23 protein-coding genes and 1 tRNA gene are annotated in these 26843 nt (G+C 76.2%); 18 read left to right on the forward strand and 6 right to left on the reverse strand.

The annotated features are described in order from the left end of the window. The first annotated feature begins 473 nt into the window (after positions 1–473). From FBY24_RS14175 to FBY24_RS14225, 12 genes are all read left to right on the forward strand, one after another. Positions 474–3977 carry an Rne/Rng family ribonuclease gene (locus tag FBY24_RS14175; RefSeq protein WP_255432403.1) on the forward strand — a complete coding sequence of 1168 codons (3504 nt, stop codon included), beginning with the start codon at positions 474–476 and terminating at the stop codon, positions 3975–3977. Between the two features lie 279 nt (positions 3978–4256). Further along, on the forward strand, positions 4257–4565 hold the full coding sequence (gene rplU, locus FBY24_RS14180) for a 50S ribosomal protein L21 (RefSeq protein WP_203793542.1): 309 nt from the start codon (positions 4257–4259) through the stop codon (positions 4563–4565). Positions 4566–4625: 60 nt separating this feature from the next. Next, positions 4626–4880, forward strand: coding sequence for a 50S ribosomal protein L27 (gene rpmA / locus FBY24_RS14185; protein ID WP_142161557.1), 255 nt, complete (start codon positions 4626–4628; stop codon positions 4878–4880). A gap of 169 nt (positions 4881–5049) precedes the next feature. Continuing rightward, a complete protein-coding gene (obgE, locus tag FBY24_RS14190) occupies positions 5050–6564 on the forward strand; it encodes a GTPase ObgE (RefSeq protein WP_142161559.1) in 1515 nt (504 codons plus the stop codon). A gap of 94 nt (positions 6565–6658) precedes the next feature. Continuing rightward, on the forward strand, positions 6659–7846 hold the full coding sequence (gene proB / locus FBY24_RS14195) for a glutamate 5-kinase (protein WP_142161561.1): 1188 nt from the start codon (positions 6659–6661) through the stop codon (positions 7844–7846). Continuing rightward, entirely contained in the window at positions 7843–9180 is a 1338-nt protein-coding gene (locus FBY24_RS14200) for a glutamate-5-semialdehyde dehydrogenase (RefSeq protein ID WP_142161563.1), read from the forward strand. Before proB ends, FBY24_RS14200 begins: the two co-directional genes overlap by 4 nt. Positions 9181–9326: 146 nt before the next feature. After that, the gene (locus FBY24_RS19290; protein ID WP_174243497.1) at positions 9327–9479 is read left to right on the forward strand and encodes a hypothetical protein; all 153 of its coding nucleotides are present in this window, start codon (positions 9327–9329) and stop codon (positions 9477–9479) included. Between the two features lie 2 nt (positions 9480–9481). Then, positions 9482–10099, forward strand: coding sequence for a nicotinate-nucleotide adenylyltransferase (gene nadD / locus FBY24_RS14205; protein ID WP_255432404.1), 618 nt, complete (start codon positions 9482–9484; stop codon positions 10097–10099). A gap of 667 nt (positions 10100–10766) precedes the next feature. Further along, on the forward strand, positions 10767–11228 hold the full coding sequence (locus tag FBY24_RS14210) for a hypothetical protein (protein ID WP_142161566.1): 462 nt from the start codon (positions 10767–10769) through the stop codon (positions 11226–11228). A gap of 155 nt (positions 11229–11383) precedes the next feature. Then, a complete protein-coding gene (gene rsfS / locus FBY24_RS14215; protein ID WP_140458622.1) occupies positions 11384–11767 on the forward strand; it encodes a ribosome silencing factor in 384 nt (127 codons plus the stop codon). Then, positions 11764–12459, forward strand: a complete 696-nt coding sequence (locus tag FBY24_RS14220) for a histidine phosphatase family protein (protein ID WP_142161568.1) — start codon at positions 11764–11766, stop codon at positions 12457–12459. The genes rsfS and FBY24_RS14220 overlap by 4 nt, the downstream gene beginning before the upstream one ends. 71 nt (positions 12460–12530) lie before the next feature. Then, positions 12531–12603 (forward strand) — tRNA-Ala (locus tag FBY24_RS14225). A 150-nt stretch (positions 12604–12753) separates the two neighbouring features. Here the strand turns inward: FBY24_RS14225 and FBY24_RS14230 are convergent. Continuing rightward, the gene (locus FBY24_RS14230; RefSeq protein ID WP_142161570.1) at positions 12754–13992 is read right to left on the reverse strand and encodes an alpha-amylase family protein; all 1239 of its coding nucleotides are present in this window, start codon (positions 13990–13992) and stop codon (positions 12754–12756) included. 66 nt (positions 13993–14058) lie between these two features. On the opposite strand from FBY24_RS14230, the gene FBY24_RS14235 reads away from it, so the two are divergent. Further along, positions 14059–14667 carry a TetR/AcrR family transcriptional regulator gene (locus FBY24_RS14235; protein WP_142161571.1) on the forward strand — a complete coding sequence of 203 codons (609 nt, stop codon included), beginning with the start codon at positions 14059–14061 and terminating at the stop codon, positions 14665–14667. Positions 14668–14676: 9 nt separating this feature from the next. Here the strand turns inward: FBY24_RS14235 and FBY24_RS14240 are convergent, their stop codons facing one another. After that, positions 14677–15357, reverse strand: a complete 681-nt coding sequence (locus tag FBY24_RS14240) for a TetR/AcrR family transcriptional regulator (RefSeq protein ID WP_142161574.1) — start codon at positions 15355–15357, stop codon at positions 14677–14679. 112 nt (positions 15358–15469) lie between these two features. Between FBY24_RS14240 and FBY24_RS14245 the strand changes: the two genes are divergently transcribed. The 3 genes from FBY24_RS14245 (at position 15470) to FBY24_RS14255 (ending at position 20333) form a co-directional block, all read left to right on the forward strand. Continuing rightward, a complete protein-coding gene (locus FBY24_RS14245; RefSeq protein WP_222117254.1) occupies positions 15470–16513 on the forward strand; it encodes an NAD(P)-dependent alcohol dehydrogenase in 1044 nt (347 codons plus the stop codon). 81 nt (positions 16514–16594) lie between these two features. Then, positions 16595–17578 carry a pirin family protein gene (locus tag FBY24_RS14250; RefSeq protein ID WP_142161576.1) on the forward strand — a complete coding sequence of 328 codons (984 nt, stop codon included), beginning with the start codon at positions 16595–16597 and terminating at the stop codon, positions 17576–17578. 79 nt (positions 17579–17657) lie between these two features. After that, the gene (locus FBY24_RS14255; protein WP_174243498.1) at positions 17658–20333 is read left to right on the forward strand and encodes a phosphoenolpyruvate carboxylase; all 2676 of its coding nucleotides are present in this window, start codon (positions 17658–17660) and stop codon (positions 20331–20333) included. 73 nt (positions 20334–20406) lie between these two features. Here FBY24_RS14255 and FBY24_RS14260 read toward each other — a convergent pair whose 3' ends face one another. Both FBY24_RS14260 and FBY24_RS14265 read right to left on the reverse strand, forming a co-directional pair. Continuing rightward, on the reverse strand, positions 20407–20943 hold the full coding sequence (locus FBY24_RS14260; protein WP_142161580.1) for an NUDIX domain-containing protein: 537 nt from the start codon (positions 20941–20943) through the stop codon (positions 20407–20409). 24 nt (positions 20944–20967) lie between these two features. Beyond that, positions 20968–21354, reverse strand: coding sequence for a VOC family protein (locus FBY24_RS14265; protein ID WP_255432527.1), 387 nt, complete (start codon positions 21352–21354; stop codon positions 20968–20970). Between the two features lie 130 nt (positions 21355–21484). On the opposite strand from FBY24_RS14265, the gene FBY24_RS14270 reads away from it, so the two are divergent. After that, complete coding sequence (locus FBY24_RS14270) at positions 21485–22504, forward strand: sigma-70 family RNA polymerase sigma factor (protein WP_255432405.1); 1020 nt, start codon at positions 21485–21487, stop codon at positions 22502–22504. A gap of 63 nt (positions 22505–22567) precedes the next feature. Here the strand turns inward: FBY24_RS14270 and FBY24_RS14275 are convergent, their stop codons facing one another. Beyond that, positions 22568–24667 (reverse strand): polysaccharide lyase family 1 protein, encoded by a 2100-nt coding sequence (locus FBY24_RS14275; RefSeq protein WP_142161584.1) that lies wholly within the window; start codon positions 24665–24667, stop codon positions 22568–22570. 216 nt (positions 24668–24883) lie between these two features. On the opposite strand from FBY24_RS14275, the gene FBY24_RS14280 reads away from it, so the two are divergent. After that, positions 24884–25522, forward strand: a complete 639-nt coding sequence (locus tag FBY24_RS14280; RefSeq protein ID WP_142161586.1) for a hypothetical protein — start codon at positions 24884–24886, stop codon at positions 25520–25522. Positions 25523–25559: 37 nt separating this feature from the next. On the opposite strand, the gene FBY24_RS14285 is transcribed toward FBY24_RS14280, so the two are convergent. Beyond that, on the reverse strand, positions 25560–26627 hold the full coding sequence (locus FBY24_RS14285) for a glutathione S-transferase family protein (RefSeq protein ID WP_142163573.1): 1068 nt from the start codon (positions 26625–26627) through the stop codon (positions 25560–25562). Between the last annotated feature and the right edge of the window lie 216 nt (positions 26628–26843).

Below are 26843 nucleotides of genomic sequence, written 5' to 3' on the forward strand. Positions count from 1 at the left end.
GCGGGCGGCGCGCCCGTCGGCGGACGGTCGCGCTGCCGTTCTGTGAACGGTAGGACGAGTGCCTCCGGGAGGCCAGGACGAAGGTCCCGGGTGCTGACGGGACGTCGTCTCCCGGGGGTCGTCCTGGGCGTGGCGGTCGTCACGCGGGCGGCGGGGCGTGACGCGGCCCACGCCCCCGGCCGCGTCGGCGGGCGTGTCAGAGCCCCTGTGCGATACTGACGCACGGCCCTGACGCCCACACCGTCAGGTCCGAACGAGCTCGCCGCACCGACGTCCCGTGCAGCCAGCCGCCGCCCCGCCCTCGTCGTCATCCGGAGCCTCCGGGTCGCGAGCAGGCCCGGCAGGCGATGGCGCCGCGGCCGGGGTGGTGGCCGTGACCGACGACTTCCGTCGCCGCCAGAGCGCGCGACGACCGACCGCCCGGGGGCGTACGACGTGTGGACGGGGCCTCCCGGTACACAGGAGCACCCCGCGTGACCCACGAGACCACCCCCGACAGCACGGCAGCGACGACGACGGACGGGGGAGCGGCGCCGGCGCCGCGACGCCGCCGACGGGTGACGCGGGACGTGACGACCCCGGCTCCCGCGGCGCAGGTCCCGCCCGCGCCCGTGGTGGACGCCGTCACCGACGACGTGACGACCGACGACGTGACGACCGACGACGTGACGACCGACGAGGGTGTGCCGACGAGCGCGGCCGCCGAGCCCGTCACGGAGGTCGTGGTGACGGCCGGGCCGGACGCCGAGTCCGGTGAGGACGACGTGCCGCCCGCTGCGACGGAGCCCGTCGTCGCCCCGCCCGCGTCCCGTGCCCGCCGGTCCCGTCGCGTCTCCCGCACGGTCGTGGTCCCTCCCGGTGACGAGGCCCCGGCCGTCGCGGTGACGCCCGAGCCGGTGGCGGTCGTCCCCGCGGCTGCCGCCGCGGTCGAGCCGGCCGCGGCGTCCGCGGACGCCGACGTGGTGGGCGCGTCCGACGACGGGGTGCCCGAGACCGTCGCGCCGGCCCGCCGGCGTCGACGGGCCGGTCGTGCGACCGGTGCGGTGGGCGCGAGCGCCGCCGAGCAGCCCGACGCACCGGGCACGACGCCGGTCGTGGAGCCTGCCGCTCCCGACGTCCCCGACGCCGACGCACCGGCCGACGCCCCGCGCGGGCGGGCCGCAGCCGGCCGCCGCAGCCGCCGCAAGACCGCCGAGGCGGCCGCACCGGCCGACGAGGCGACCGCTCCCACGCCGGCCGCCTCTGTCGCCGACCCGGCGACCGGCGGCACCGACGACGAGCCGGCCCGTTCTCTCGACGTGCTCGCCGAGTTCCGCGCCGCCGCCCCCGTCGCCGGTGAGCCGCAGCCGCCCGCCCGTCCCCGTCTGGCCACGACCGCGGTGCTCTTCCAGTCCCCCGAGGCGTCGACGCGCCCGCGCCGTCGCCGGGCGCAGGCCTCCGCGGGCTCGCCCGAGGAGATCTCGCAGGCGGCCCACGCCGAGGAGTCGCTGGCACCCGAGCCGGCCGACGAGAGCGGCGCGAACGCCGAGCAGCCGGCCGAGCAGGAGGGCACCGGCCGCGGCCGACGTCGTGGCCGGGGCGGACGCAGCCGGTCGCGTCGCGAGGAGCAGGTCGCGGACGACGCGACCGTCGAGGACGTGCCCGGGGCGGCCGCCCCGTCGGCCACCGACGCGCAGGACGCCGACGTCGACGACGTCGACCCCGACGACGCCGCGGACGACGCCACGGTCGACGGGGACGACGACGGCAGCACCCCCCGTCGCCGTCGGCGCCGTGGCGGTCGCGGGCGCCGTGGTCGCACCGACGCCGCAGGGACCGACGAGGACGACGCGAGCGCGGACGAGGGCGAGGACGAGCAGCCCGCGGACGGCGAGGCGTCCGACGACGACGCCGCGGGCGACGACGAGCAGGGCGGCTCGAGCCGCCGGCGCCGTCGTCGACGTCGCGGGTCGCGCGCGGAGACCGGCGACGCCGAGCCCCGCCGCCGTCCGGCGTCCGACGAGGTCACCGCGCTGCGGGGGTCCACGCGCCTGGAGGCGAAGCGGCAGCGCCGGCGGGAGGGCCGTGACGCCGGTCGTCGCCGCCAGATCATCACGGAGTCCGAGTTCCTCGCCCGGCGCGAGTCGGTGGAGCGCACCATGGTCGTGCGCGAGCGGGCCGGCCGCACGCAGATCGCGGTGCTCGAGGACGGCGTCCTCGTCGAGCACTACGTCTCCCACCAGGCCCAGGCCTCGATGGTCGGCAACGTGTACCTCGGGCGCGTGCAGAACGTGCTCCCGAGCATGGAGGCCGCGTTCGTCGACGTCGGCAAGGGGCGCAACGCCGTGCTGTACGCGGGCGAGGTCAACTGGGACGCCGCCGGGCTCGAGGGGCAGCCGCGCCGCATCGAGCAGGCCCTCAGGTCGGGCGACCCCGTGCTCGTCCAGGTCACCAAGGACCCGATCGGTCACAAGGGTGCGCGCCTGACCAGCCAGGTCACGCTCGCGGGCCGGTACCTCGTGTACGTGCCCGGTGGCGGGATGACCGGCATCAGCCGCAAGCTCCCCGACACCGAGCGCTCCCGCCTCAAGAAGATCCTGCGCGACGTCGTCCCGGACTCGGCGGGCGTCATCGTGCGCACCGCGGCCGAGGGGGCGAGCGAGGAGGAGCTCACCGCCGACATCGCGCGCCTGCAGGGCCAGTGGGAGGCCATCGAGAAGAAGTCCCGCACGGCGTCGGCCCCGGCGCTGCTGCAGGGTGAGCCCGACATGGCGATCCGCGTGGTCCGGGACATCTTCAACGACGACTTCTCGACCCTGGTCGTCCAGGGCGACGAGGCGCACGCGACGATCGCGTCCTACGTCGGCGACCTGGCGCCGGACCTCGCGACCAAGGTGTCCAAGTGGACCGGGACGCAGGACCTGTTCACCGTGCACCGCGTCGACGAGCAGCTCGCCAAGGGCATGGACCGCAAGGTGTGGCTGCCGTCGGGCGGCTCCCTGGTCATCGACCGCACCGAGGCGATGACGGTCGTCGACGTCAACACCGGCAAGTTCACCGGTGCCGGCGGGACGCTCGAGGAGACGGTCACGCGCAACAACCTCGAGGCCGCCGAGGAGATCGTCCGGCAGCTGCGCCTGCGGGACATCGGCGGGATCATCGTCATCGACTTCATCGACATGGTCCTCGAGTCGAACCGTGACCTCGTGCTGCGCCGCCTCGTGGAGTGCCTCGGCCGCGACCGCACGAAGCACCAGGTGGCCGAGGTCACGTCGCTCGGCCTGGTGCAGATGACGCGCAAGCGCGTGGGGCAGGGCCTGGTCGAGGCCTTCAGCGAGACGTGCGAGCACTGCCACGGTCGCGGCTTCATCGTGCACACCGACCCGGTGGAGAAGAACGTGCGCCCCGACGCGGGAGCCGTCCAGGCCCCCGAGGGCGAGTCCAAGCGCGCGCGGCGCAAGCGCGCCACGGCGGAGCAGGCCGCGCCCGCGGCCGCGCTCCCGGCCGTGCCCGTGCTCCCCGAGGCCCGTGAGGCGGTCAAGGCCACCCTCGCCACGATCGCGGCCGCGGCGGCGCACGCGCACGAGCACGAGCACGACCGGCACGAGGCCACCGACGAGCCCGGCGACGAGGCGTCGGCCGCGGCGCAGGACGTCGACGCTGCTGCTGCCGACGAGCCCGCGCCGGCCGAGCGGCTCGACGTCCTCGCCGAGCTGGCGTCGGTCGGCCGTCTCGCGGTCGACCCGGAGCCGACCTCGGAGGCAGACCCCGTGCTCGAGCTGCACGCGGTCGCCCCGGAGGTCTTCGCGGTCGACGAGGCCGAGGACGAGGCCGTCAGCCCGGTGGCCGACGGGCAGGAGCACGCCGCGCCGTCGGCGGAGGCGGAGGCGCTCGGCGAGCCGGTGGCCGACGAGCCGGCCTCGGACGAGCAGGGGCCTGACGAGCAGGGGCCTGACGAGCAGGTGCCCGACGAGACCGAGGCGGGCACGGTGCCCTGATCGTGCGAGCGGGCACCGCGCACCGGACGGGTTTGACCCCGGCCGAGCGGGTCCGTACGCTAGAACGTCGGTGCGTCGCGTGCGTGCTGGTCGGGCCTGCTGGTTCAGCACGGTCCGCACCGCCGCCGCGCAGCCGCTCCGGACGCCGACGCGAACCCCCATCCTCACGGGTCGGGTGGCGCGCGGGCACCGGCCGACGGTGAGCAAGTGGAAGACCAGCAGGGCCCGGGCAGGGTCCGGCAGACCAGCAGGGTCCGACGAGCAGAGATGAGCAGCAACGTGGTGTACGCGATCGTGAAGGCTGGCGGCCGCCAGGAGAAGGTCGCGGTGGGCGACGTCGTCGTCGTCGACCGCCTCGCCGCGCAGGCCGGTGCGACGGTCGAGCTGCCCGCGCTGCTCCTCGTCGACGGCGACAAGGTGACGACGGACGCTGCGGCGCTCGCCGCGATCACCGTCACCGCGGAGGTCGTCCGGGACGAGAAGGGCCCGAAGATCGACATCCTCAAGTACAAGAACAAGACCGGCTACCGCAAGCGTCAGGGTCACCGCCAGCGGCTGACCCGCCTGAAGGTCACCGGCATCAAGTGACCCGACGGCCGCACCGCGGCCCTCGAACCATCGTCTGAGCACGCAGAGAGCAGGGCAGTCATGGCACACAAGAAGGGCGCGAGCTCCTCGCGCAACGGTCGCGACTCCAACGCGCAGCGCCTCGGCGTCAAGCGCTTCGGCGGTCAGGTCGTGAAGGCCGGCGAGATCATCGTCCGCCAGCGCGGCACGCACTTCCACCCCGGCGCGAACGTCGGCCGTGGCGGCGACGACACGCTCTTCGCGCTGACCGCCGGGTCGGTGGCCTTCGGCACGCGTCGTGGCCGCAAGGTCGTCGACATCGTCGCGAGCCTCTGAGGTCTCGCGGCACCTGAACGCTGCACGAAGGGGCGCACCGGTGCGGTGCGCCCCTTCGTCGTTCGACCGCAGCCCGGTCCGCCACCGCTGATCGGGCACACGTGCACGGCCCTGCGCCGACGCACACCCGGGACCGTGACGGTCCCGGCTACAGGACGGGAGGTCCGCCGTGGCGACGTTCGTCGACCGTGTCGTGCTGCACGCGACCGGCGGTGACGGTGGGCACGGGTGCGCCTCCATCCACCGCGAGAAGTTCAAGCCCCTGGCGGGGCCCGACGGCGGGAACGGCGGGAACGGCGGCTCCGTCGTCCTCGAGGTCGACCCCCAGGTCACCACGCTGCTGCCGTTCCACCACCTGCCCCACCGGCACGCCCCCAACGGCACGCAGGGGATGGGCGACCACCGCAACGGCTCCACCGGCACGGACCTCGTGCTCGGGGTCCCGGACGGGACGGTCGTGAAGTCGCCGCAGGGCGAGGTCCTCGCCGACCTCGTCGGCCTCGGGGCGCGCTACGTGGTGGCCGCCGGCGGTCGTGGCGGGCTCGGCAACGCCGCCCTGGCCTCGACGCGCCGCAAGGCACCCGGGTTCGCGCTCCTCGGCGAGCCGGGCGACGAGGCCGACGTGGTCCTCGAGCTCAAGACGATCGCGGACGTCGCCCTCGTCGGCTTCCCGTCGGCCGGCAAGTCCAGCCTGGTCGCGGCCGTCTCGGCGGCGCGGCCGAAGATCGCGGACTACCCGTTCACGACGCTCGTCCCGAACCTCGGCGTGGTGCAGGCCGGCGACGCCCGGTACACGGTCGCCGACGTGCCGGGGCTGATCCCGGGCGCGTCGCAGGGCAAGGGGCTGGGCCTGGAGTTCCTCCGGCACATCGAGCGGTGCGCGGTCGTCGTGCACGTGCTGGACTGCGCGACGCTGGAGCCCGGCCGCGACCCCGTGAGCGACCTCGACGTCATCGAGGCCGAGCTGGCGGCGTACGCGGAGGACCTCGAGGTCGCGGCGGGCGGCGTCCCGCTCGCGCAGCGTCCGCGCGTCGTGGTGCTCAACAAGGTCGACGTGCCCGAGGCCCTCGAGCTCGCCGAGCTCGTGCGGCCCGAGCTCGAGGCCCGTGGGCTGCCGGTGCACGAGGTCTCGACCGCGAGCCACGTGGGGCTGCGCTCCCTGACGTTCGCCCTGGCCGAGCAGGTCGAGGCCGCGCGTCGTGCCGCGCCCGCACCGGAGCCGACGCGTGTCGTGCTGCGCCCCCGCGCCGTCGACGAGAGCGGGTTCACGGTCACACGGCGCGAGCAGGGCGGCGCGGTGTGGTTCTCGGTCCGCGGCGAGAAGCCCGAGCGGTGGGTCCGCCAGACGGACTTCACCAACGACGAGGCCGTCGGCTACCTGGCGGACCGGCTCGCACGCCTCGGCGTCGAGGACCAGCTCTTCGCCGCGGGAGCCGTCGCGGGCGACGAGGTCCGCATCGGCCCGGACGAGAACTCGGTGGTCTTCGACTGGGAGCCGACGCTGCTCACCGGCAGCGAGCTGCTGGGCGGGCCCCGCGGCACAGACCTGCGCCTGGAGGACCGCAGCCGTCCCACGCGCGGGGAGAAGCGCCAGGAGTACAAGGAGCGCATGGACGCGAAGTCCGCGGCCCGTGCCGAGCTGTGGACCGAGCGCGAGGCCGGCGTCTGGACCGACGAGGGCTGAGCCGCGCCCACGCCCCCGCCCGTGCCCGGGCGGGGGCGTGCACGGCCGTCCGGCCCGTGGCCCTCGGGGCGGTGCCGGGCCCGGGCGCGGCATCATGGCCCGCGTGAGTGCTGCAGCGCTGACCGGTCGGGACCAGCTCGCGTCCGCCGGTCGTCTCGTCGTCAAGGTCGGCTCGTCCTCGCTGACGACCCCCGACGGGCACCTCGACCCCGGGCGTCTCGACGCCGTCGTGGCGCTCCTGGCCGCACGGCGGGCGGCGGGCGCGCAGGTGGTGCTGGTCTCCTCCGGGGCGATCGCCGCCGGCATCGGGCCGCTGGGGCTGGCGGCCCGGCCCCGCGACCTCGCGACGCAGCAGGCGGCCGCGTCGGTCGGCCAGGGGCTGCTCGTCGCGCACTACACGCGGGCGTTCGCCGCCCACGGGCTCGGGGTCGCGCAGGTCCTCCTCACCGCGGAGGACACCTGGCGGCGCGGGCGGTACCGCAACGCGCACCGCGCCCTGACGCGGCTGCTGGACCTCGGCGTCGTGCCGATCATCAACGAGAACGACGCCGTGGCGACGGACGAGATCCGGTTCGGCGACAACGACCGGCTCGCGGCGCTGGTGTCGCACCTGGTGCACGCCGACGCGCTCGCGCTGCTGACCGACGTCGACGCGCTCTACACCGGCCCGCCCTCGCGGCCCGGGTCGCGACGCGTCGCCCACGTGCACGGACCGGAGGACCTTGCGGGCCTGGACGTGACGGCCCGGGGGAGCGCGGTGGGGACCGGCGGCATGGTGACCAAGCTCGACTCGGTGTCGATCGCGACGCAGTCGGGGGTGCCCGTCGTGCTGACGTCGGCGGCGCGTGCCGCGGAGGCGTTCGCCGGCGAGGACGTCGGGACCTGGTTCGCGGCCACGGGGCGCCGCGCGTCGATCCGGCTGCTGTGGCTCGCCCACGCGGCCCGCACGCGGGGACGGCTCGTGCTCGACGACGGTGCCGTCCGCGCGGTCGTCGAGCGGCGCACGTCGCTGCTGCCCGCGGGCGTCACGCACGTCGAGGGCGCGTTCGAGGCAGGTGACGCGGTGGACCTCGTCGACCCGCTCGGCGTGGTCGTGGCCCGCGGGCTCGTGGCGTACGGTGCGGACGAGGTGCCGCAGCTGCTCGGCCGGTCCACCGGCGAGCTGCGCGGTGCCCTCGGGCCCGGCTGGGACCGGGAGCTCGTGCACCGCGACGATCTCGTGCTGGTGCGCCGCGGACGGCCCCGGGGGGCGCGGGGCGAGCGGACTACGCTGGCCCCATGAGCCTCACCGTGGACCCGGGCGCCCCGACGACCGCCACCGGCGCGGCGCCGGCCCCGCGGTCGCCGGACGCCGACGCCGTCGCCGCGGTCCGGGACGTCGCGACGCGGGCGAAGGTGGCGTCCCGCCGCCTGGCGACCGCCACGCGCGCCGCCAAGGACGCCGCCCTGCGCGCGATGGCCGACGCGCTCGTCGCCGCCACCGCCGACCTCGTCGCGGCCAACGCCGTCGACCTGGAGCGGGGACGGGCGCGGGGCATGACGCCCGGCCTGCTCGACCGTCTCACGCTCGACGCCGCGCGCGTGGCCGCGATCGCCGACGCGCTGCGCGAGCTCGCGGCCCTGCCCGACCCGGTGGGCGAGGTGGTGCGCGGCTCGACGCTGCCCAACGGCCTGCGCCTGCGACAGCTGCGGGTGCCGATGGGTGTCGTCGGCATGATCTACGAGGCCCGGCCGAACGTCACGGTCGACGCGGCGGGCCTGGCGCTCAAGAGCGGCAACGCCGTGGTCCTGCGCGGCGGGTCCGCCGCGGCGGCGAGCAACGCCGCGGTCGTGGCCGTCCTGGCCGACGCCCTGCGGGGCCAGGGGCTGCCCGGTGACCTGGTGCAGTCCATCGACGCGTGGGGCCGCGAGGGTGCGGTCGCGCTCATGCACGCGCGGGGGCTGGTCGACGTGCTCGTCCCGCGCGGCGGGGCCGACCTCATCGCGACGGTCGTGCGCGAGTCGACCGTGCCCGTGATCGAGACCGGCGTCGGCAACGTGCACGTGTACGTCGACGCGGCCGCCGACCTCGGGCAGGTCCTGCCGATCGTGCTCAACGCCAAGACGCAGCGGGTGGGCGTGTGCAACGCCGCGGAGACGCTGCTGGTGCACGAGGACGTCGCCGACGAGCTGCTGCCGTCCCTGCTCGCGGCGCTCGCCGACGCGGGCGTCACGATCCACGGGTGCGACCGCACGCTGCGGCTGGCGCCGGAGGAGGTCGCGGTCGTGCCCGCGACCGACGAGGACTGGGCCACGGAGTACCTGTCGCTCGACCTGGCGGTCCGGGTCGTGCCGGACCTGGACGAGGCGCTCGAGCACATCCGGCGGTGGAGCTCGGGGCACACCGAGGCGATCCTCACGAACGACCTCGCGGCGAGCGAGCGGTTCGTGGCCGAGGTCGACTCCGCCGCGGTGATGGTCAACGCCTCGACCCGCTTCACGGACGGCGGGCAGCTCGGCCTGGGCGCGGAGATCGGGATCTCGACGCAGAAGCTGCACGCCCGCGGGCCCATGGGGCTGGCCGAGCTCACGACGACGAAGTGGGTCGTGCACGGCGACGGTCACGTGCGCCCGTGACGCCCGGCACGGGGTACGACCCGCGCGTGTGACGTCGCACGCGACCGCCCGCACGCCCCGGACCGAGGTCCGGGTCGTGCGACACTGGGGCGCTGCGCCGCCGACGCCGGTGCAGGACGCCAGCACCACCACGAGGAGGATCGACCGTGCACGCTGCACTGATCGCCGCGGCCGAGGAGGCCGCGCACGGGAACGAGCTGCCGTTCGCGCCGGAGGTGTTCGGCGTCGGCGGCTTCGTGGGTCTGCTCGCGCTGCTGCTCATCACCTACGCCTTCCGCTCCGTCGGGTCGCGCCACTGACCGTGCAGGCCGCCGCGCAGGGCCGAGCCCGCACCCGGCTGGGGGTGATGGGCGGCACGTTCGACCCCGTCCACCACGGCCACCTGGTCGCCGCGAGCGAGGCCGCCGCGCAGTTCGACCTCGACGAGGTCGTCTTCGTGCCCACGGGCCAGCCGTCGTTCAAGCAGGACCGTGACGTGACGGTCGCCGAGCACCGCTACCTCATGACGGTGATCGCCACGGCGTCGAACCCACGGTTCACCGTCAGCCGGGTCGACGTCGACCGGTCGGGTCTGACGTACACGGTCGACACGTTGCGGGACCTGCGGGCGCAGCGTCCCGAGGCCGACCTGTACTTCATCACCGGTGCCGACGCCGTCGCGCAGATGCTGACGTGGAAGGATGCTGCCGAGCTCTTCGAGATGGCGCGGTTCGTGGCGGTCAGCCGCCCCGGGCACGCGCTGTCCGTCGCCGGTCTGCCCGCCGGGCGGATCGACGTCCTGGAGGTCCCCGCCCTGGCGATCTCCTCGACCGACGTCCGTGCGCGTGCCCGCGCGGGGAAGCCGGTCTGGTACCTCGTCCCGGACGGGGTGGTCCAGTACATCGCCAAGCACAGGTTGTATCGAGGTCGCCATGAGTGAACCGGGAGAGCGCCGCCGCCGTCGTGAGATGGAGCGGTCGGCCCAGCAAGGTCCGGGTGGTCCCGTGCCCCCCCGTGACGACGTGGACGCCGCGCGCGGGGCAGGCCGTGCGGCTCCCGCGCCGTCGGGCACGCCGTCGTGGTCCGCCGGGCCGGTCGGACCCGACCCCGACGGGTCGCGGTCGCGCCGCTCGTACCGTGACGCGAACCTCGACCCGGCGTCCGCGCCGCGTCCCGCCACCCCGCCGGCAGCCCGCCCGATGCCGGCTCCCGGCCCCCCCGCGGGTCGGCCCGCGGGGCCTGGCGGCCGCGCGCCCTGGGAGCAGCCCGCACCTCAGGGGCCCGGCGCCCCCGGCGGGCGCTTCGCGGGCCCGTCGCCGGCCGGTCCTGCGGGCCCGCAGGCGTCGCCCGGCGGCGGCCCGTCCGGCTGGGCCGGTGGCGCGCCTGCGCCCGCACGGCGGTCAGCGCCGTCCGGCCCCGGTGCGCCGTCGGGTCCCGGTGCCCCCTCCGGCCCCGGGACGCCGGGCGACGGCCGGTCGTGGGGCGGGCGTGGGCCCGCCGACCCCGCGTCGCCGTCCGGTCCGGGCTGGACCTCGTCGGCTCCCGCGGCCGGTGCGCCGCGGACCTCGGCCTGGGGCGCTCCGGCGTCGGGCGCGGCCGGTGCGCCGGTGCGCGCGCCGTCCCCCGGGCCTGGTCCGGCAGGACCGTCCGGCTGGACGCCGGGCCAGCCTGCTCCCGCGCCCGAGGACACGCCGCGGCCCGTCTGGGCGGCGTCGGCACCGGCCGCGGCGCCGGCTCCCGCACCCGGACGGTCGACGGCGCGCTCGACCGCACCCGGCCGGGCTCCTGTCGACGGTCCGGGCTCCCCGGAGGGCGCGTGGCCCGGCGCAGGTGGCGCCGAGCAGCCCGCCGCAGCCTCCCGAGGATGGTCCCCGGAGGAGGACGACGACGAGGACGACGAGCCGCGCCGCCACCCGTACACGTGGCTGCACCTGCTGGTGCTGGCGCTGGTCGCGTTCGTCCTCGGCTTCCTCATCATGCTGCTGCTGATCAACCGGCAGGGCGACGCCGCGGCCGCCGCGCAGGCGCTCGCGCCCTGGGCGCCGCTCGCGGGCCCCACCCTCAGATGACCCGACCGACGGCACCGGACACCGCCCCCCGGGGTGGCCCGGTGCCGTCGCGGCCGACGCCGCACCCGACCGTCCGGCCCGTGCATCCCGCAGGCCGGTGCACGCCCCGACACCCCGCCCGACCGGGCGGTGTGCCCCTCACCCCTGGAGGACCTGTGACCGCGAGCGACCGCGCGCTGGAGCTGGCCGTTGCTGCTGCGCATGCCGCGTCCGACCTCAAGGCGCAGGAGATCATCGCGCTCGACGTGAGCGAGCAGCTGGTGCTCACCGACGTCTTCCTCATCGCCTCCGGCACCAACGAGCGGCAGGTCGGCGGCATCGTCGACGCCGTCGAGGAGCGCCTGCACGCGCTGGGCGCCAAGCCGGTGCGCCGCGAGGGCAAGGCGCAGGGCCGGTGGGTGCTCATCGACTTCGGCGAGATCGTCGTGCACGTGCAGCACGCCGAGGACCGGGTCTACTACGCCCTGGAGCGGCTCTGGAAGGACTGCCCCGTGGTCGAGCTCCCGCCGGAGGCGCGCGGCGAGCAGCAGGACGCGTGAGCGGCGCGCTGCTCCTCTGGCGGCACGGGCGCACCGCGTACAACGCGGGCGCGCGGCTGCAGGGGCAGGTCGACATCCCGCTCGACGAGGTCGGCCGCTGGCAGGCGCGCACGGCGGCGGCGACGATCCGCCGCCGGTACGCCCCGGCGCGGGTCGTGGCGTCGGACCTGTCCCGCGCGGCCGACACGGCGCGGGCGCTCGGCGCGCTGCTGGACCTGCCCGTCGAGCTGGACCCGCGGCTGCGCGAGCGCGGGTTCGGCGAGTGGGAGGGCATGGCGGGGCACGAGATCGAGGCGCGGTGGCCGCAGGAGTACGCGCGCTGGCGCGCCGGGTCCGACCCGGAGGGCGTCGGTGCCGAGTCCCGTGCCCAGGTGGCGGCCCGTGTGGGCGGTGCGGTGCGCGAGCACGCCGCCGACGTCGTGGACGGTCGCACGCTGGTCGTGGTGTCCCACGGTGCGGCCATCGGCTCGGTCGTCGCCGACCTGCTCGACCAGCCGCCGGGCTGGCGCGGGGTGTCCGGGCTGCGCAACGCCCACTGGGCCGAGCTGGCGCACGGGCCGTCCTCGACGCCGCGCTGGCGGCTGCTCGGGTTCAACCTCGGACCGACGGACGCGTCGTCGGACTGGGACGCAGGACCGGACGTCCCGCCGGCCCCGGAGACGGCCGACGACAGCACCCGGGACCCCGATTAGCGTTTCAGGGCTCCTTCGTCCTAAAGTATCCAGGCGCCCCACGGGGCGCACGAGGCCCGGCAACGGGTCACGGGGCTGTGGCGCAGCTGGTAGCGCACCTGCATGGCATGCAGGGGGTCAGGGGTTCGAGTCCCCTCAGCTCCACCCGTCGACGAAGGCCCGCACACCCTGGTGTGCGGGCCTTCGTCGTGCGCCGGCCTGAGGGCGCACCGCTCACCGCCGGGCGCAGCGCCCTTCACCCGGTCGCCGTGGCGGGCGGAGCCCGCGGCGACCGGGACGGGACGGGGCGGGCGGTCAGTCGCTCGCCGAGGACCACAGGGTCGAGCCGTCGGCGGCTCGGACGTGGGCCGTGGGGGTGCCGGTCAGGTCGAGGTCCACGTCGAGGTGGTCGGACCCGTCGCGGGCGGTCGAGCGGTACGTGCAGCGGGCGTTCTCGACCGCGAGCACCCGCGTCCGGGCGTCGACGAGCCACGGATGGCGGCGGCGCAGACCGATGAGCTGCTGGTGGGCGCGCAGCACGTGGGTGCCCCAGGGGGCGAGGTCGGCGGGGTCGTCGGGGAACGCCGGGCGGACGGCGTCGTCGCCGCCGACGCGGTCCTCCTTGACGCCGGTGAAGCCGTGCTCGTCGCCGGCGTAGACGGACGGCACGCCCGCGAGGGTCATGAGCACGGCCGCCGCGACGACGGCGCCGTCCTGGCCCACGCGGCTGGCGATGCGCGTCACGTCGTGGTTGCCGACGAACGTCTGCGGGACGAAGTGGTCCAGGAGGGCGTCGTGCCGGCCCAGCGTCCAGGCCAGCTCGTGCGGGTTGCGGTCGACGAGGCTGGACCAGACGGCCTTCCACAGCTCGTACTGCGTGACCGTGTCGACGCCGCTGGCCTCGACGAACGCCGGGTAGTCCCCGTGGATGACCTCGCCGAGCACCCAGACGTCGGGGTGCGCGGCGCGCACGCGGGGGAGGACCTGCGCCCAGAACGCGGGGTCGACCGAGTAGGCCGCGTCCAGGCGCCAGCCGTCGGCGCCGCGGTCGAGCCACCAGGTCATGACGTCGACGACGAGGTCCACGGTCGCCGGGTGCGTGTGGTCGAGGCGCACGAGCTGGTCGTGGCCCTCGAACACCCGCAGGCGCGGGCCGCCGGGTGCGTCCCGGTCGAGGTCCACGACGTCGCCGTCGGGCTCGCCGCGCAGCGCCGCGGCGACGGCGGGGTGGTCGCGGCCGACGTGGCTGAAGACGCCGTCGAGCACGACGCGCAGCCCGCGCGCGTGGCACGCGGTGATCAGGTCGTCCAGGTCGCGGTCGCCGCCGAGGCGCGGGTCCACGGCGCGGTGGTCGAGGGTGTCGTACCCGTGGGTCGAGGAGCGGAAGACCGGTCCGAGCAGGAGGCCGGACGCTCCGAGCCCGACCGCGTGGTCGAGCCACCCGAGCAGGCGGCGCAGGCGCGGGCCGGGGGAGGGGTCGGGCTCGTGGACGGGGGCCCCGCAGAAGCCGAGCGGGTAGACGTGCCACAGGACGGCGTGCTCGACCCAGCCCACGGGTACCTCCTACTGAGTTGATCTCACTAACGGGTCCACCGTACCCCCCGGTCGTAAGGTGTGCCAGTGACACGACGCGACGCCCGCCCGCGCCGCCGCCTGGACCCGCAGGAGCGCCGCGAGGCCCTGCTCACCGCCGCGGCCGACGTCTTCGCCGGTCAGGGCTACGCCGCGGCCACGATGGGGGCGGTCGCCGCCGCCGCGGACGCGTCCGAGGCGCTGGTCTACCGGTACTTCGCCGGCAAGGACGAGCTGTACGCCGCGGTGCTCGCACGGGAGGTCGACGCGCTCGTCGCCGCCGAGGAGCGGGCGCTGTCCGCCCTGCACCCGGGGGTGCCCGTGCGCGACCGCGTCCGGGCCGTCGTGCTGACCCGTCTCGACCGTGCCGCGGCCGACCCCGACGCCTGGCTGCGGCACGTCCGGCACCCCGCCGCCGAGCCGGTCGCCGCCGGGGTCGTGCGGGCCCGCGCCCACACCGAGCGGGTGGCACGCGTCGGCGCCCTGCTCGTGCCGCGCGCCGACGCCCGGCACGCGTACGCGGTCCCGGGCTGGCTCGCGTTCGTCGACGCCGCCTGCGAGCGGTGGGCCGAGCAGGGCTGCCCGCCCGACGACCGGTGGCCGCTCGTCGAGGCCTGCCTCGGCGCGCTCGAGGGCGCGCTGGGCGACTGGGGCTGAGCCCCGCGCTCACGCGTCGGTGACGCCTCCCCGCGCACCGGCCGTCGCCCCCGCGTGCAACGAGGCGATCGCGTCCAGCACGAGCTGCAGCCCCACCTCGAACTCGTCGCCGAACGCGTACCCGTCGCGGACCCGCTCGCGCGCGAACCGCACGAGGTGCGGGTACGCCCCTTCGGGCAGGGCGGTCACGATCTCGTCCGCGAGGTCGGTGGCCTGCGCGTCGTCGAACGGCAGCGTCGACTCCTGCAGCACGAACCCGTAGACGAACGCGTCCAGCAGCGCGTACGCGTGCCCCGCCGCCGGGACGTCGAAGCCTGCGTCGAGGAGCGTGCCGAGCACGGCGTCGTGGTGCGCGAGCGAGACCGGTCCCGGCGAGCGCCGGCTCTCGAGCAGCACCAGCGCCCAGGGGTGGGCGCGCAGCACCTCGCGGGCGGACCGGCACCGGACCGCGAGCGCGTCGCGCCACGGCGCTCCCGACGGCGGTGGCGCGACCTGGGCGAGCACCTCCTCGACCAGCAGGCCGAGCAGGGCGTCCTTGTGCGGGATGTGGTGGTACACGGCCATGGGGCGCACGCCGAGCCGCTCGGCCAGCGCGCGCATGGTCAGCGCGGCGAGGCCGTGCTCGTCCGCGAGGGCCGTGGCGGCCTGGACCGCGCGCTCGCGGGTCAGCGGTGCGCGTCGCGCCGTCATGCAGCCTCCCGGTGTCTGGCGCGCCCAGTCTAGGGCGTGCTGTACTTAGTACGTTCGTACTTAGTACAGGCGAGGTCGGGCGCGACGCGGGCACCGACGAGAGGTGGGCACGATGACGGAGCAGGCGCAGCGCCCTGACGCGCAGGGCGACGCACGGTCGGGGGGCACGATGCGCGCGGCGGTGCAGGACTCCTACACCGGACCCTGGCGCACGGCCGACGTGCCCGTGCCGGTCCCGGGTGCCGGCGAGGTGCTCGTACGCGTCGAGGCGGCGGGGGTCGACCGGGGCACCTGGCACCTGGCGGCGGGCGAGCCCTACCTCGTGCGCCCGTTCTTCGGCGTGCGGGGTCCGCGCCGGCCGGTGCCCGGGCGTGACCTGTCCGGCGTCGTCGTCGCCGTCGGCCCCGGCGTCACCCGCATCGCCGTGGGCGACCGGGTCCTCGGGGTCGGCCGCGGTGCGTTCGCCGAGCTCGCCGTGGCGCCCGAGCGCACGCTGGTGCCCGTCCCTGCCGGCCCCCACGGGCTGACCGGCGTGGAGGCCGCCGCGCTGCCGACGTCGGGGCAGACCGCCTGGCAGGCCCTGCACACCGCCGGCCGCGTCGAGGCGGGGCAGCGGGTGCTGGTGCTCGGGGCGTCCGGCGGGGTCGGCACCTTCGCCGTCCAGGTCGCCCTGGCCGCGGGCGCCGTGGTCACCGCCGTGACGAGCGCCGCCAAGGCGGACGTGGCGCGGGCCCTGCACGCCGACCACGTCGTCACCCACGACGTCGACGGCGACGGACCGCTGCTCGACGCCCCCCACGACCTGGTCGTCGACGTCGGCGGGTGCCGGCCGGTGGGCCTCCTGCGCCGGCTGACGACCCGCGACGGGACGGTCGTCGTGGTCGGCGGCGAGTCCGGCGGGCGGTGGACCTCGGGCTACGAGCGCCTGCTGCGCGTCGCGGCGGTGAACCCGTTCGTCCCGCAGCGCCTCGTCCCGCTCACGGCCCGGGACGACGCGCAGGACCTGGCCCGGCTCGTCGCGCTCGTCGAGGAGGGCCTGCTGCGGCCGGTGGTCGACCGCGTCGAGCCCCTCGACCGGGCCCAGGACGCCGTCGCCCACGTCGGTGCGGGGCGCGCACGTGGCAAGGTGGTCGTGCGCGTCGGCCCGACCGGCTGACGCCGGCCACGCCCGGCGGCCCGCCCCCGGCTCCCCCCGAGCCCGGGCCGGCCGCTCCGGGCCCCGACGGACGGAGGCGTGATGACCACGACCGAGGCGGGCCCCGAGCTCGCGCTGTGCCCCGCCGGTGCGCGCCCCGGCGTGCAGGTCCTCGCCCCGCGCGACGTGCCGCTGGGCGGGCCGCGGGCCATGGCCGTGCGCCGCACGCTCCCGCACCGGGACCGGTCCTTCGTCGGCGCCTGGTGCTTCGTCGACCACTACGGCCCCGACGACGTCGCCGCGACCGGCGGCATGGACGTCCCCCCGCACCCGCACACGGGTCTGGCGACCGTCTCGTGGCTCTTCGAGGGCGAGATCGAGCACCGCGACTCCGGGGGCGTGCACGCCGTCGTGCGCCCCGGCGAGGTCAACCTCATGACCGCCGGCCACGGCATCGCGCACTCCGAGGTGTCCACGCCCGGCACCGCACGCCTGCACGGCGTGCAGCTGTGGGTCGTGCTGCCCGCGTCCGCACGGGACGGCGAGCGGGGCTTCCAGCACCACGCCGCGCCGCTGGTCGACCTCGCGCCCGGCGTGCGCGGCCGCGTCTTCGTCGGGTCGTTCGCGGGGCACGCCTCGCCCGTGCGCACCGCCACACCGCTGCTCGGCGTCGAGGTGCACCTCGACGCCGGGACCCGCTGGGCGGCCCCGGTCGACCCGGCCCACGAGCACGCCCTCCTGCTGGACCGGGGGAGCGTCACGCTGGCGGGGACGACGCTCGCGCCCGGAGACCTCGGCGTGGTCGACGCGGGGCCGGGCGTCCTGGAGGTCGTCGCGCACGAGCCGGTCCGTGCCGTCCTGCTCGGCGGGGCGCCCTTCGAGGAGGAGGTCGTCATGTGGTGGAACTTCATCGCCCCGACGCACGACGACGTCGTCGCCGCCCGCGACGCCTGGCAGGCGCGCTCGGCCCGGTTCGGGCAGGTGCCGGGGTGGGACCGGGAGCCCGGGTGGCTGCCTGCCCCCCAGATCCCGCCCGTCCGGCTGCGCCCGCGCGGCCGCTCCGGGCGCGGCGGGCCGCCCGCCTGACGTCCTGCCGGGCCGGTCCGTGATCCGCCAGCCGGATCACGGACCCGCGCACGGGTGACGTTCCTCTACGGTGGGGCCCGTGACAGCGACGGAGAACGGGCCCGAGGTCCCTCGCGGACTCGCCCGCCACGACGTACCCGAGCCCCTGCGCAACGACGTCAGGCTGCTCGGCGAGCTCCTCGGCCGCGTCCTGCGCGAGTCGGGGGGCGAGGACCTGCTCGCCGACGTCGAACGGCTGCGCGAGCTGACGATCCGGTCCCACGCGGAGCCCGACGGCGAGGCGCTCGCGCAGGCGGAGGCGCTCGTCGCGGGCTTCGAGCCCGGACGGGCCGAGCAGGTGGCACGGGCGTTCACGTGCTACTTCCACCTGGCGAACCTCGCCGAGGAGTACCACCGCGTGCGCGTCCTGCACGAGCGCGAGTCGCGCCTCGCGCCGCACGAGCTCGCGCCCGACGACTCCCTGCCCGCCGCCTACCAGCAGCTCGCGGACGAGATCGGCGAGGACGCGGCGCGCGAGCGGCTGCGCTCGCTGGAGTTCCGGCCCGTGTTCACGGCGCACCCGACCGAGGCGCGCCGCCGGGCCGTCGCGCGGTCGATCCGACGGATCGCCGAGCTCGTGGCCGAGCGCGACGCCCTGCACCTGGGCGGCACCACGCTCGCGGAGAACGAGCGCCGCCTGCTCGCCGAGATCGACACGCTGTGGCGCACCTCGCCGCTGCGCGCCGCCAAGCCGACGGTCGTCGACGAGGTCGCGACGGTCCTGTCGATCGTCGACTCCACCCTCGCCGACGTGCTGCCGACCGTGTACCGGCGCCTGGACGACTGGCTGCTCGGCGACCAGGCCGGCACCACCGCACCCGTCGTGACGCCCTTCGCCCGCCTGGGCACCTGGATCGGCGGCGACCGCGACGGCAACCCCAACGTCACCGCCGAGGTGACCCGCGCGGCAGCCGTCCTGGCCTCCGAGCACGCGCTCGCCGCGCTGGAGGCCTCCGCCGTGCGGGCCGCGGGCGGCCTCACGCTCGACGGCGTCGGCACACCGGCGTCGTCCGAGCTGTCGGCCCTGTGGCAGCGCCAGCGTGCGCTGTCCGAGCAGCTCACCGCCCGGGTGGCCGCCGACGCGCCCAACGAGCCGCACCGGCGCGCCCTGCTCGTCATCGTCGAGCGTCTCGCGGCGACCCGCCGCCGCGACGCCGACCTGGCCTACGCCGGCCCCGACGAGCTCGAGGCCGAGCTGCTCGTGGTCCAGCAGTCCCTCGTGCAGGCCGGTGCGCCGCGCGCGGCCTACGGCGACCTGCAGCGGCTGCTGTGGCAGGTGCGGACCTTCGGGTTCCACCTCGCCGAGCTCGAGGTGCGCCAGCACTCCCAGGTGCACGCCGCCGCGCTCGCGGACATCGAGGCGCACGGCGTCGACGGCGACCTGGCCCCGCAGACCCTCGAGGTCCTCGACACGTTCCGCGCGCTCGGCACGGTCCAGCGCCGGTTCGGCGAGGCGGCCGCCCGGCGGTACATCGTCTCGTTCACCCAGTCGGCCGAGCACCTGGCCGCCGTCTACCGGCTCGCCGAGCACGCGTTCGGCGGTCCCGAGCACGCCCCGGTCATCGACGCGATCCCGCTGTTCGAGACCTTCGCCGACCTGCAGGCCAGCGTCGACATCCTCGAGGAGGCGCTGACCCACCCGCGGGTCCAGGAGCGTCTGGCGGCCAACGGCCGTCGTGTCGAGGTCATGCTCGGGTACTCCGACTCCTCCAAGGACGTCGGACCCGTGTCCGCGACGCTCGCGCTCGACGACGCCCAAAGGCGGATCGCCGAGTGGGCGCAGCGCCACGACATCGTCCTGACCCTCTTCCACGGCCGCGGCGGTGCGCTCGGCCGCGGCGGCGGCCCGGCCAACCGCGCGGTGCTCGCCCAGCCGCCCGGCTCCGTCGACGGCCGCTTCAAGCTCACCGAGCAGGGCGAGGTCATCTTCGCCCGGTACGGCGACCCCGACATCGCGACGCGGCACATCGAGCAGGTCGCCGCCGCCACGCTGCTGGCCGGCGCGCCGAGCGTCGAGCAGCGCAACGACGAGGCCGCGCAGCGCTTCGCCGACCTCGCCGCACGCCTCGACGCGGCGTCGCGCGAACGGTTCCACGCGCTCGTGCGGTCCGACGGCTTCCCCGCCTGGTTCGCGCAGGTGACCCCCCTGGAGGAGGTCGGTCTGCTGCCCATCGGGTCCCGCCCGGCCCGCCGCGGGCTGTCGGTCTCGTCCCTGGACGACCTGCGGGCGATCCCGTGGGTGTTCTCGTGGTCGCAGGCCCGGATCAACCTGGCCGGCTGGTTCGGGCTCGGCACGGCCCTCGCGGCTGTCGGGGACCTGGACGAGCTGCGCACCGCGTACGAGCGGTGGCCGCTGTTCGCGACGATCATCGACAACGTCGAGATGTCGCTGGCCAAGACCGACGAGCGGATCGCGGCCCGCTACCTCGCGCTGGGCGACCGCGACGACCTCGCGGGCATGGTGCTCGAGGAGATGCGCCTGACCCGCGAGTGGGTGCTGGCCACGACGGACTCGACGGCCGTGCTCTCGCGCCGGCGGATCCTCGGCCGGGCCGTCCAGCTGCGCTCGCCGTACGTCGACGCGCTGTCGCTGCTCCAGCTGCGTGCGCTGCGTGCGCTGCGCACCGCCGAGGCCGGGGACGTCCTCGACGAGCCCCGCCGGCTCATGCTGCTCTCGGTCAACGGGGTGGCTGCTGGTCTGCAGAACACCGGCTGAGCCGTCCCGTCCCTCGTCCCCGCCCGGCCCTGGTCCCGGCGGGGACGGGGACGCCGTGCCGAGGCGGGAGGCGTCAGGACGGCAGGGAGACGAACGGCGGCGGGGTCGTGCCGGCGGCGAGCGCGTCGAGCACCAGCCGCTCGTGCGGCACGACCTGCGCCGGCAGCGACCGCAGCGGCCACCAGCGCACCTGCTCGGCCTTGTCGGGCTCGCGCAGCACGGGCTCGCCCGTCCAGTCCTCGACGACGAAGAAGGCGTCGAGGCGCTGCTCCACGGGCGGGCCGGTGCGCTCGAACCGGTGCAGCGCCGTCAGCGGGCGCAGCGCGCCCGGGGCGACCGTGACGCCGGCCTCCTCGCGCGCCTCGCGGACCGCGGCCTCGTGCACGGACTCTCCGGGGTCGACGTGCCCGGCGAGCGTCGCCCACCAGCCGTCGCGGTACCCGGTGCCGCGACGCAGCTGCAGCAGCACCTCGGGGCCGTCGGGGCCGTGGCGCAGGAGCACGACGTAGGCGGCGGCGACGAGCAGCGTCCGCCCGGCGGCGTGGTCGTCGGGCGCGTACCGCTGCGCGTGCTGCGAGGGGTCGTGCGGCGGGGGTGCGGTGGCCGGCATGGCGGGCAGTCTGGCACGGCGGCGTCAGCACGTGCCGTCGGTGTGCAGGAGCTCCCACACGTGGCCGTCGGGGTCGGCGACCGTCCGCGCGTAGGTGCCCTGGTCGTCGAACGCCGGCCGGGGCTCGGTGCCGCCGAGCGCGAGGGCCAGCGCGGCGAGCGTGTTCACCTCGTGCCGCGAGCCCGCAGCCAGGCACATCATCACCTGCGTCGCTCCGCGCGCGTCGGGCACGGGGTGCGGCGCGTGCGCGGCGAAGCACGGGCGGGGGAGCACGACGAGGACGACGCCGGGCGCCAGCCGCACGGCGAGCGTGCGGGCGTCCGAGGACCGTGCGTCGACGCCGAAGCCGAGGCCGCCCCAGAAGCGCCGGGCCCGGTCGAGGTCGTGCGTCGGGAGGTTGACGACGACCATCCGGTCCACGGGTGCCTCCTGCGGTGGGCGCGGTCCGCGGTGCGCGGGCGCAGGGGTACGGACCTGTCACGTCGTCGGGACTCGTCGGTCGGGGGTGGGCGATGTCGGACGGCGGCGCTACCGTCGACGTGTGACGCTGACCACACCGCCGCCGCAGCCCTCCGCGCCCGACCCGCCGCCGACGTCGCCCGAGGAGTTCGCCGCCCGGCTCGCGCCGATGCGGCGCGAGATACTGGCGCACTGCTACCGCATGACCGGCTCGGTGCACGACGCCGAGGACGTGCTGCAGGAGACGTACCTGCGCGCGTGGCGCGCGATGCGCGGGTTCGAGAACCGGTCGTCGCTGCGCACCTGGATGTTCCGCATCGCCACCAACGCGTGCCTGACCCACCTCGACGGGCGCCGGCGCCGGCCGCTGCCCACCGGCATCGGCGCGCCGCCGGCCGACCCCCGCGACGAGCCGCGCGTGGACGCGGGCACGCCGTGGCTGGAGCCGCTGCCCGACGCGCTCGTGTGGTCCCACGCGCCGGCCGACCCCGCCGAGACGGTCGTGGACCGGGACACGGTGCGGCTCGCGTTCGTGGCGGCGCTGCAGCACCTGACGGCGCAGCAGCGTGCGGTGCTGCTGCTGCGCGACGTCCTGGCGTGGTCGGCCGCCGAGGTGGCCGAGGCGCTCGACCTCACAGTCGCGGGCGTGAACTCGACCCTGCAGCGGGCCCGTGCGCACATGGCGAACGTGCAGGACGTGACGCCGCTCGAGCCGACCGACCCGCGCCGTCGCCAGCTGCTGGAGCGGTACGTGGCGGCGTTCGAGGCGTACGACGTCGCCGCGATCGTGGACCTGCTCGCCGCCGACGTCGTCTGGGAGATGCCGCCGTACCCCGGCTGGTACTCCGGCCCGGCCGCCGTGGGCGAGCTCATCGCGACGTGGTGCCCGGCGACGGGCCCGGGGTCGATGCGGCTGGTGCCGACGGCGGCGAACGGGCTGCCCGCGTACGGCCTGTACATGCGCGACGCGGACGGCGCGCACCGGGCGTTCCAGGTCCAGCAGGTCACGGTCGGCGAGGACGGCGTGCGGCACGTCACCGTGTGGTTCGGCGCGCCGCTGTTCGCCCGGTTCGGCCTGCCCGAGGTCCTCGACCCGGCCTGAGCACCGCGGCCGTGCCCCGCACCGGGTGGGCGGGGCACGGCCTGTGCGGGGCACGGGGCCGGGTCAGCCGGGCACGACCACCCGGACGGGAGCGCTGTCCGTCGCGCCGGCCGCGTTGACCAGGCGGGCGACCACCTCGTGCGTGCCTGCGGTCAGGCCGGTGAGGGTGGTGGTGGCCCGCTGCCGGTGCGGGGTGCGGGCCTCGAGCACCTGCCGGTCGACCTCGACGCCGTCGACGAGGACGACGAGCTCGGTGCCGTTCGTGCCCCACCACAGGGTCGTCGTGGCGGTCGCGGACCCGTCGCGCACGGGTCCGACCGTGACGGTCGGGCGGCCGGGGGCGGCGTCGCGCACGGTCACCGTGAGGGGTGCCGAGCGCGCGGTGTCCCAGGGGTTGAGCGCCTCGACGACGTACGTGCGCGTCCCGTCGGTGCGTCCGGTGATCGCGAAGGTCGCCTGCTGCCGGGCGGGCGAGCCCCCGTCGACGGCCTGCGCGTCCACGAGGACCCCGTCCTCGTACAGGCGCAGCACGGTGGCGTTCTGCCCCCACCACAGGGTGGAGGTGATCGTGTAGTCGCCGTCGTGCAGGCCGGTGCCCCACCCGTTGTCGTGGGTCAGCCGGGGTGCGTCGGGCGCGCGCTCGGCGACGGGCGTGCCCGAGGGCAGGGTGGCGCCCGCGCCGGCACGCACGGCCTCGGCGACGTCCTGCGTCGCCTGGACCTGCGGGTCGTAGTGCTCGGCGGGCGTCCACCGTGCCGTCGGCGCCAGGGGTCGCGGTGCGGTGGCGTTGAACGCGGCGACCAGGTCGGCGGGCGCGCCGTCGACCAGGGTGCCCGTCTCGAGCAGCTGGGTGCCCTTCCACTCCGTCACGACGCGGGCCGGGTCGACGCCGTCGACGAGCTCGACCGCGTTGTTCTCCGCGACGATGCTCGACTCGATGCCGGCGCCCCACCAGTACACGAAGTGACCTTCGCGGGTCTGCTCGTACAGGTTGTTGTAGACGTGCACGTCGCCGAACCGCACGCGGGGAGCGCGCTGGCCGATGTCCGTCCACCGGTTGTGGTGGTAGGTGACGCGGTGCTGGCCGCGGTCCTGCAGGCGTGAGTCCGAGGAGCCGACGATGCTCGTCTTGTCGTGGTCGTCGAAGTGGTTCCAGGACACGGTCACGAGGTCCGAGCCGTGCGTGACGTCGAGCAGCCCGTCGTGCACCTCGAAGGGGCGTCCGAAGACCGTGGGCAGCGAGCTCGGCGGGTTCTCGCCGTCGTCGAGCGTGAGGTGGTCCGCCCACACGCTGGTGGACGACCAGACGGACAGGTTGTCGTACGCGGAGTTCCAGTTGCCGGCGGCGGTGTCGCCCGGGTCCCACTGCGGGAAGCAGTCGTACGCGTCGGAGAGGGTCAGGTTCCGCACGATGACGTTGGACGCGTCGCGGATCCGCAGGTTCGCGCCGGTGATCCCGGCGCCGGGGCCGACCCCGACGATGGTCACGTTCGACCCGACGTGCTGCTGGGTCGCCCGGGCCTGCACGGCCGCGGCCGCGACGCGGGCGTCCTCCAGCGGGCCGCTGGGGTCCACGCGGCCCCACGGGCCCTCGGGGTCGTAGTGCGCGATGTAGTCGTCCATCGAGAACGGCTCGCCGGTGCCGGCGACGGTCACCTGGGACGCAAAGTCGTCGCAGGTCAGCGGCGTGCCGTCGGCTGCGGTGAACGCGTCGAGCGTCCCGCGCACGTAGATCACGCGGGGCGTGGTGCTCGTGCGCGCGTCGGTCTGGGTGCCGCCGGGCCGGCCCGCGAGGGCGTCGCGCAGCTGGGCCCAGGTCTGCACGACGTGGACCTCGGCGGGCTCGGCCGCGGCGCCGCCGGTCGTGCCCCGCGCCTCGACGACCCGCCCGTCGGGACGGGTGGTGCCGTGCCAGGACGCCCAGCCGTCACCGTCGGCGAGCACCTCCCGGCCCAGGTCCCGCACCTCGCCCGGGCCGCCCGAGGGGGTCGGGGCGGCGTGCGCGGCGGGGCCGACGAGCAGGCCGGCGACGACCAGGGCCGCGCCGCTGCCGAGCGCGGCGGCCCGGCGGGCGGACGACGGTGCGCGGGCCGGCCGGTCGGTGCCGGTCGGGGCGGGGCCGGTGGGCCGGTCGGGTGCGGGCAGGTGGGGGGTGGCGCGCATGCCGGACTCCCTTGTCTCGGTCGCGTCGGGCGGAAACCGGTTTCTCGCCCTGCGCGGCGAGCCTTTCACGGCGCCGGCGGGAAGCGCAATCCCTCGGGCCCGCCGACCTCGTCGCCGAGCCCTGCACCGCCTCCGCGCCGCACCCCGTGGCGTGCGCACTACGGTGAGCCCTGACGGGTGCGCACCCGGGCGGCGACGGCGAGCGGTGGACGGACGATGAGCGACACGGGCAACGGGGACTTCGAGTTCGAGCGGCGCTTCCTCGCCCGCGACGTCCCTGCCGACATGCTCGACGACGCGCCCGCGCTCATCGTCCAGAGCTACTTCCTCGCCGAGGACGGCTACGCGCTGCGCGTCCGGGCCCAGGTGCCCGCCCTGCCCGTGCTGCCCTCGCCCCCCGGCCCCGGCGCCGACGAGCGCACGCTGCTCGAGGCGTACGCCGAGCACGTCGACTTCTGCGCCGTCACCGTCAAGGGCCCCATGGTCGGCGGCACCCGCTACGAGGCCGAGCGCGAGCTCGACCCCGAGGTCGGGGTGGAGATGGTCCGCCGCGGCGGCGCGCGGGTGGCCAAGCTCCGGCACGCCGTCTGGCTCGGCGACGACGGCTGGGTCGTCGACGTCTTCCTCGGCGCCAACGCCGGCCTGGTGATCGCCGAGGTCGAGCGCGGCGGCCCCGTCACGGACCTGGCCATCCCGTCCTTCTGCGTCACCGAGCTGACCGCCGACGCCCGCTTCGCCAACGACGCGCTCGCGGTGCGCCCCTACCGCGGCTGGGCCGGGGAGTGGGAGGCCGAGCTCGCCCGGACCGGCCCACGGTTCCTGCCCGGGTTCGGGCACGACCACCGCATGGTCTGACGTCGCACGGCCGGGCGCGCGGGCTGGTCGGCCCGGCTCAGGGCGCCTGCGGGGCGTGGTCGGCCGGCACGGCCTCGGACGCGTGCACCGGCCCCGGCGGGGTCCCGTCGCCGAACGGCCGCCCGCCCAGCTGCTCGCGGCCGTGGGGCGTCCACCACCCGCTCAGGTCCGGCCCGCCCGGCACGATGCCCGACGGGTTGATGTCCCGCTGGACCCGGTAGTAGTGCTCCTTGATGTGCACGAAGTCCACCGTGTCGCCGAACCCCGGTGTCTGGTAGAGGTCCCGGGCGTACGCCCACAGGGCCGGCATGGCGCTCAGCGTCGACCGGTTGCACCGGAAGTGCCCGTGGTAGACCGCGTCGAAGCGCACGAGCGTGGTGAACAGCCGCACGTCCGCCTCGGTGATCGTCTCCCCGACGAGGTACCGCTGCGTGCGCAGGCGGTCCTCCAGCCAGTCCAGGCGCGCGAACAGCCGCGCGTAGGCGCGGTCGTAGGACTCCTGCGAGCCGGCGAACCCGCACCGGTACACGCCGTTGTTCACGTCGGCGTACACGAGCGCGGCGACCTCGTCGATCTCGTCGCGCCGCGCGTCCGGGTACAGGTCCGGCGCGCCGGGCCGGTGGTGCGCCGTCCACTGCGTCGACAGGTCGAGCGTCATCTGCGCGTAGTCGTTGGTCACGACCTGCCCGCTGGGCACGTCCACGATCGCGGGCACGGTGATCCCGCGCGGGTACTGCGGGTCGCGCGCCAGGTACGCGTCGCGCAGGCGTTCGATGCCCAGCACGGGGTCCACGCCGCCCGGGTCGAGGTCGAAGGTCCACGACCGCCAGTCGTGCGTCGGCCCGCACACGCCCATGGGCAGCGCGTCCTCCAGCCCCAGCAGCCGGCGCACCACGATCGCCCGGCTCGCCCACGGGCAGGCGCGGGAGACCACGAGACGGTAGCGGCCGGCCTCGACCGGCCAGCCGTCCCGGCCGTCCGTGGTGATCCTGGTGGTGATGTACCGCGTGTCGCGGGAGAACTCGGCGCCCGGTGTGACGTAGACGCCCTGGTCGGCGGGCCTCTCCTCGGTCGTGCCCGGCGCGGCGGCGCCCTCCGTGGGCACGTCTGTGTCCGTGGTGCCTGTGGTGGTCGTGGTGGGGGTCTCGTCCGTCGTCGTCCGCGTCGCGTCGTCCACCCGCCCGATGATGCCCCGACCCGTCCTCTCGCGCAGGGTCGGCGCGCGAGGCGTCCGTGGGGCCGCCTACAGTGGCCGCGCACGATCGCCCGAGACCGGACCGAGGAGGACGTGTGCCGCGACCCGCTCGCCCCGGTGCCCGAG

It is taken from the genome of Cellulomonas sp. SLBN-39 (genome assembly GCF_006715865.1).
In the GTDB taxonomy this organism is placed as follows: domain Bacteria; phylum Actinomycetota; class Actinomycetes; order Actinomycetales; family Cellulomonadaceae; genus Cellulomonas.

Excerpts from the sequence above, each read along its gene's own strand:
- rpmA (WP_142161557.1), top strand. The coding sequence starts at position 4,626 with ATGGCACACAAGAAGGGCGCGAGCTCCTCGCGCAACGGTCGCGACTCC.
- proB (WP_142161561.1), top strand. The coding sequence starts at position 6,659 with ATGGCCCGCGTGAGTGCTGCAGCGCTGACCGGTCGGGACCAGCTCGCG.
- FBY24_RS14200 (WP_142161563.1), top strand. The coding sequence starts at position 7,843 with ATGAGCCTCACCGTGGACCCGGGCGCCCCGACGACCGCCACCGGCGCG.
- FBY24_RS14240 (WP_142161574.1), bottom strand. The coding sequence starts at position 15,357 with ATGACGGCGCGACGCGCACCGCTGACCCGCGAGCGCGCGGTCCAGGCC.
- FBY24_RS14245 (WP_222117254.1), top strand. The coding sequence starts at position 15,470 with ATGACGGAGCAGGCGCAGCGCCCTGACGCGCAGGGCGACGCACGGTCG.
- FBY24_RS14250 (WP_142161576.1), top strand. The coding sequence starts at position 16,595 with ATGACCACGACCGAGGCGGGCCCCGAGCTCGCGCTGTGCCCCGCCGGT.
- FBY24_RS14260 (WP_142161580.1), bottom strand. The coding sequence starts at position 20,943 with ATGCCGGCCACCGCACCCCCGCCGCACGACCCCTCGCAGCACGCGCAG.
- FBY24_RS14265 (WP_255432527.1), bottom strand. The coding sequence starts at position 21,354 with ATGGTCGTCGTCAACCTCCCGACGCACGACCTCGACCGGGCCCGGCGC.
- FBY24_RS14275 (WP_142161584.1), bottom strand. The coding sequence starts at position 24,667 with ATGCGCGCCACCCCCCACCTGCCCGCACCCGACCGGCCCACCGGCCCC.
- FBY24_RS14280 (WP_142161586.1), top strand. The coding sequence starts at position 24,884 with ATGAGCGACACGGGCAACGGGGACTTCGAGTTCGAGCGGCGCTTCCTC.